Raw genomic sequence first — 4,370 nt, 5'->3', positions numbered from 1 at the left:
GGTCACCATTGTCAGCACGCGCTCGGCGATTGCCGCCGGGTCGTGTAGCACCGCACCCGGTTCGCGACGGGAAACCAGCTGGCCGTCCGGGCGGTAGGCGCGATCGGCGAACGCCTCGGCCACCGTGCGCAACCCGACGCGGGTGGCTTCGTCGAAAAACGCCGAGCCCGCCATGCCCAGCACCGGCAGCTCGGCGTCGACCAGGCGTACCGCCTCCGCGACGGCGGCGGCCTGCTCACGGTTGGTCACGATCGTGTTGTACAGCGCGCCATGAGGTTTCACGTAGGACACCGTCGAGCCGGACGCCTGCGCGATCGCCTGCAACGCGCCGATCTGGTAGACGACGTCGGCGACGAGGTCCTCGGTCGCGACGTCGATGAACCGCCTGCCGAAGCCGGCCAGGTCCCGGTAGCTGACCTGCGCGCCGATGCGCACAGCGCGCTCGGCGGCCAGGCGGCATACCCGCAGCAGGCCGGCGGGGTCGCCGGCATGGAAGCCGCACGCCACGTTGGCGCTCGTGACGATGCCGAGCATGGCGTCGTCGTCCCCGAGGCGCCAGACGCCGAAGCCCTCGCCCAAATCGGCGTTCAGGTCGATACCGGCCATCCGCCTAGCTTATTGGGCCGTTAGCCGGGTGTCTGCCGCCGGCCTTCTCGGCCGTGTTCAGGTTTCGGTGCATCGTGGGCAGGTTCCGTAGAAGTCGATCTGGTGGGCGAGGTTGGTGTAGCGGTTTTGCTCGGCGAGTTGGCTTGTGAGGTGCTCGATTTCGCCGGCCGTGAATCCGATCGCGCGCCCGCACTGCCGACACAGTAGGTAGTGGCGGTGCTCGGGAGTGGTGCGAAGCCGGTAGAGGACCTCCCCGTCTTCGGCGCGCTGGGTTTCGGCGATTTTCATGTCGGCGAACGCGCGCAGGATCCGGTAGACCGTCACCAGTCCGATCCTGACGCCGCGGCGTTGATGGAGATCAACGTGGAGTTCTTGGGCACCGCGGAAGCGGTCGCTGCGACGCAGGAGGTCCAGCACTGCTCGTTGCTGGGCGGTCACTCGGGTCTGGCGTGGCATCCGCGCCGCGGACATCGTTGCGCTCCTGGATTTCCTGCGTTAGTGCGCCGCCAATGCAAGCCGCGGCTGGCGGTCTCGGCCACGTGTCACGGCAGCGACGAGGTAGATCGCGGCGGCCGTGCTCATGATGGTGAAGGTGGCCGGCGCCGCGGGAATGGCATATGCGATGGTGACCCCAATCCAGATCGCCGCCGTGGCCAAGACCGCGGACAGCCAGAATCCGCGCCAGGGCCGGGTCGTCAGCCGCGCCGCTGCGGCGGCTGGCGCAGCGAGCAGACCGAGCACGACAAGCGCGCCCATGATCTGGGTGGCTTCGGCGACTGTGGTGCCGACAACCGCCAAGAAAAGCGTGCTCAGCAGCCGGCTCGGGACGCCGGCGGCTTGGGCGACGGCTGGATCGACTGTGACGAACAGCAGCGGTCGGGCGATCACAAGCAGCACGACGCCCAATCCGGCGGCGACAGCCACCGCCGTGGTCCTCGCGTGGTCATCGATCCCAAAGATGCTGCCGAACAAGACATTAACGTTCGCCGTGCCGTTATTGCCGCTGCCGTGGGTGGTGTAGTAGGTCAAGAACAGCGCGCCCAACCCGAGTATCCAGGAGAAAAACGAGCCGATCGCGACGTCGTCGGCGCCGCGCCGGTTGATTATGCCCAGGGCGACTCCGGCCACGATGGTTGCGGCGAACAATCCGACGCGCGGGTCCAGCCCGGCCACCAGCGCCGCCATGGCGCCGGTATAAGCGATGTGTCCCTGTGCGTCGGCGGCGAATACTTGGCCGCGCAGTACGAGGAAGTAGCCGACCAGCCCGCACACCACCGCCACCGCGGTCCCGGCCACCAGCGCGTGGGTGATGAAGGGCTGGCCCAGCATGTTCGCGAAACCGGTCAGCGGCCCTGACGCGCTGGCTCGCCCGTCGATGATCGTCATGCCGCCACCGAGGGGCGAGCCTGGGAGTGCCCGCGGTCGATCCGCTGGAGGGTCCGCTCGACGCTCGCGCGGTATCCGGCGGCCAGCAGATAGATGCCGAACGCGAAACTACTCACCCAGAACCCGATCGGATACGGCGAATAAAACGCGCAGCCGATCCCGGCCCAAGTCACGGCGACCGCGATCAGGACCGAGATGGCAATGCCCATCGCGGGACGGGCGGTGAAGTGGAAGGCGGCTGCCGCCGGGGCTACCAGCAGCGCGAACACCAAGAGGCTGCCGGTGATCTGGCTGGCACCGGCCGCGGTTACCCCGAGCACCAGCAGGAACAGCGTGGCGACGAGTCGAATCGGGACGCCGTTGGCGGCAGCGGCGTCGGGGTCGATTGAGGCCCACAGGAGTGGCCGCCCGATCGCGGCCAGCACGGTCAAGCATGCCAGTGCGGCGATCAGCAGAACTTCAAGTTGCTGGGAGCTGACCCCCGCAATAGTGCCGAACAGCAGGCTGGTCAATCCCGACAAGAATCCGTGATAGAGGCTGACGAAAAGGAACCCGGTCGCCAGTGCGAGGGCTTGAATCGTGCCGATCCCAGCGGATTCCTGACTTAAGCTGCCCAGGCCGCCCCCTCGGCTCGGCGCGCGCAGCAGCGCAATCACTGCCGCGGCCCCGATGCAGGCCGCGAAGTACCCGTAACCGGTGGCCACCCCGAGCCAGGCCGCCGCGGCGGCACCAGGGAAACCGACGACCGCCAGGGTGTGGCCGGCGAAGCTTTCCTTGCGCAGCACCATTACCCACCCGACAACACCAGCGACGACGGCGACAACGGTGCCGGCGCGCAGCGCGGTGACCATAAACGGGTAGGCCAACATCTCCTGCACGTCGGTGATCAAATTCCAGGTCAACTGCGGGTTCATCCACCCGCCCCTGCGGTGTGCGGCTGAATGTCGGGCTGGCCGACTACGAAAACGCGCCCGGCCCCGTCATGGAGCACGTCGATGGGGACGCCGTAGAGCGCGCTGAGCTTGCCGGGGGTGATCACCTCCTCGGGCGTTCCGGTCACGGCCGACCCGCGGGCGATGTACACGACGCGATCGAGGTAAGGAAGGATCGGATTCACGTCGTGGGCCACCATGACCACTGCGACGCGTTCCCGGCGGCAGATGTCGCGCACCAGAGCGCTGATGCCGGCCTGGCTGGGCACGTCGAGGCTGTCGAGTGGTTCGTCGAGTAATAGCAGTTCCGGCCGCCGAATCAGGGCCTGCGCGATCAGTAGCCGCTGCTGTTCACCACCGGAGCAGCGGCCGATCGGGCGCTGCGCGTAGTTGGTGGCGCCGACCGCCTCGATAGCGTGCTCGAGCCGTCGTTGCCGTTCGGCGAACCGTCGTGGAGCCAGCAGCCGGGTCAGCCACGGCACAGGCGTTCCCCAGCGGGCGCCGTCCAATCCGAGGGACACCACGTCGATGCCGCGGATGTGCACGCTGGCGTCGAATGCACGCCGCTGCGGCAAATACCCGATCCGGTTGGTTCGCCGGCCGGGACGCTCACCGAGCACTTCAACCTCGCCGCGCGATGGCGTCAATCCCAGCAGCACCTTTAGCAGCGTCGACTTTCCGCAGCCATTAGGTCCGAGTACCGCGACGAATTCTCCGGGAGCAATATCGAGGGACACATTCGACCAGATGGTCTTCCCGCCAACGACGGCCGAGGCGCCGCGCATTTGGACCGCGAGCCCTTCGGCCACCGACGATGGGGGGGCTTGCTCGCCGGCATGGCCGGGAACGGTACGGGTCATCTACTTTCCTGTCGCGGCGTGCAGAGCATCGGCCAGGCCAGACAGCTGGGTGGACTGCCATTCTTGAAACGACGCGTTCGCCGGCGACAACGTCTCCGTCACGGTAGCGACTGGAATGCCGTGTTTTCTGGCTGCGTCGACTTGGGCCTGCAGATCTGGGTTGCTGTTTTGGCTGTTCAATACGTATACCTTGATCGCCTTGGTCGCGATCTGCTGGTCGATGGTCGCCTTGTCAGCCGGCGATGGGTCGGTGCCCTCACTGATCGCCTTGAGGAATTCCGGTGGCGTGATCAGGTTGAGCCCCAACGCATCCGAGAGCGGGGAGAAGATCCATTCACTTGCAGCGACTGGCGTCCCGGCGTACTTCGCTTTGATCGTGGCAATCGCGCTGCGGTAGTTGAACAGGCCCTGATTGAGGAACTGCTGATTCTGCTGATCGAAATATCCCGAGTCATTCGGGTCGGCCTTCTTGTAGGCGGCGGTGATCGCGTTGACCACCTTGGTGACCGCGTCGGGCGAATACCACTGATGCGGGTTGCCGCCCCCACCGACCCCGACCGTGTCGCCGACATTGACCACCATGCGC

The 4,370-nt window shown here is 66.7% G+C and carries 6 protein-coding genes; all 6 read right to left on the bottom strand.

The window, feature by feature from the left end:
* Nucleotides 1-606, bottom strand: a 606-nt coding sequence (locus A5736_RS10305; protein ID WP_076246004.1) for a LamB/YcsF family protein, incomplete at its 3' end; no start/stop codon positions are given.
* Between the two features lie 57 nt (nt 607-663).
* Entirely contained in the window at nt 664-1,077 is a 414-nt protein-coding gene (locus A5736_RS10300) for a Fur family transcriptional regulator (protein ID WP_083667303.1), read from the bottom strand.
* Between the two features lie 24 nt (nt 1,078-1,101).
* Nucleotides 1,102-1,992 carry a metal ABC transporter permease gene (locus A5736_RS10295; protein WP_083667301.1) on the bottom strand — a complete coding sequence of 297 codons (891 nt, stop codon included), beginning with the start codon at nt 1,990-1,992 and terminating at the stop codon, nt 1,102-1,104.
* Nucleotides 1,989-2,906, bottom strand: a complete 918-nt coding sequence (locus tag A5736_RS10290) for a metal ABC transporter permease (RefSeq protein WP_076246002.1) — start codon at nt 2,904-2,906, stop codon at nt 1,989-1,991. Before A5736_RS10290 ends, A5736_RS10295 begins: the two co-directional genes overlap by 4 nt.
* Nucleotides 2,903-3,784 (bottom strand): metal ABC transporter ATP-binding protein, encoded by an 882-nt coding sequence (locus A5736_RS10285; RefSeq protein WP_083667299.1) that lies wholly within the window; start codon nt 3,782-3,784, stop codon nt 2,903-2,905. The genes A5736_RS10290 and A5736_RS10285 overlap by 4 nt, the downstream gene beginning before the upstream one ends.
* Nucleotides 3,785-4,370: metal ABC transporter solute-binding protein, Zn/Mn family (locus A5736_RS10280; protein ID WP_175611240.1), on the bottom strand; the 586-nt coding region annotated here is incomplete at its 5' end. It abuts the gene before it with no gap.

The organism is Mycobacterium sp. SP-6446 (genome assembly GCF_001954045.1).
Lineage (GTDB): Bacteria > Actinomycetota > Actinomycetes > Mycobacteriales > Mycobacteriaceae > Mycobacterium.
The sequence above is the reverse complement of the archived record's forward strand: the minus strand, read 5'-3'. Positions and strand labels throughout refer to the sequence as shown.

Bases quoted from the DNA above. Each gene is read 5' to 3' on its own strand.
- A5736_RS10285 (WP_083667299.1), bottom strand. From the start codon at position 3,784: ATGACCCGTACCGTTCCCGGCCATGCCGGCGAGCAAGCCCCCCCATCG.
- A5736_RS10290 (WP_076246002.1), bottom strand. From the start codon at position 2,906: ATGAACCCGCAGTTGACCTGGAATTTGATCACCGACGTGCAGGAGATG.
- A5736_RS10295 (WP_083667301.1), bottom strand. From the start codon at position 1,992: ATGACGATCATCGACGGGCGAGCCAGCGCGTCAGGGCCGCTGACCGGT.
- A5736_RS10300 (WP_083667303.1), bottom strand. From the start codon at position 1,077: ATGTCCGCGGCGCGGATGCCACGCCAGACCCGAGTGACCGCCCAGCAA.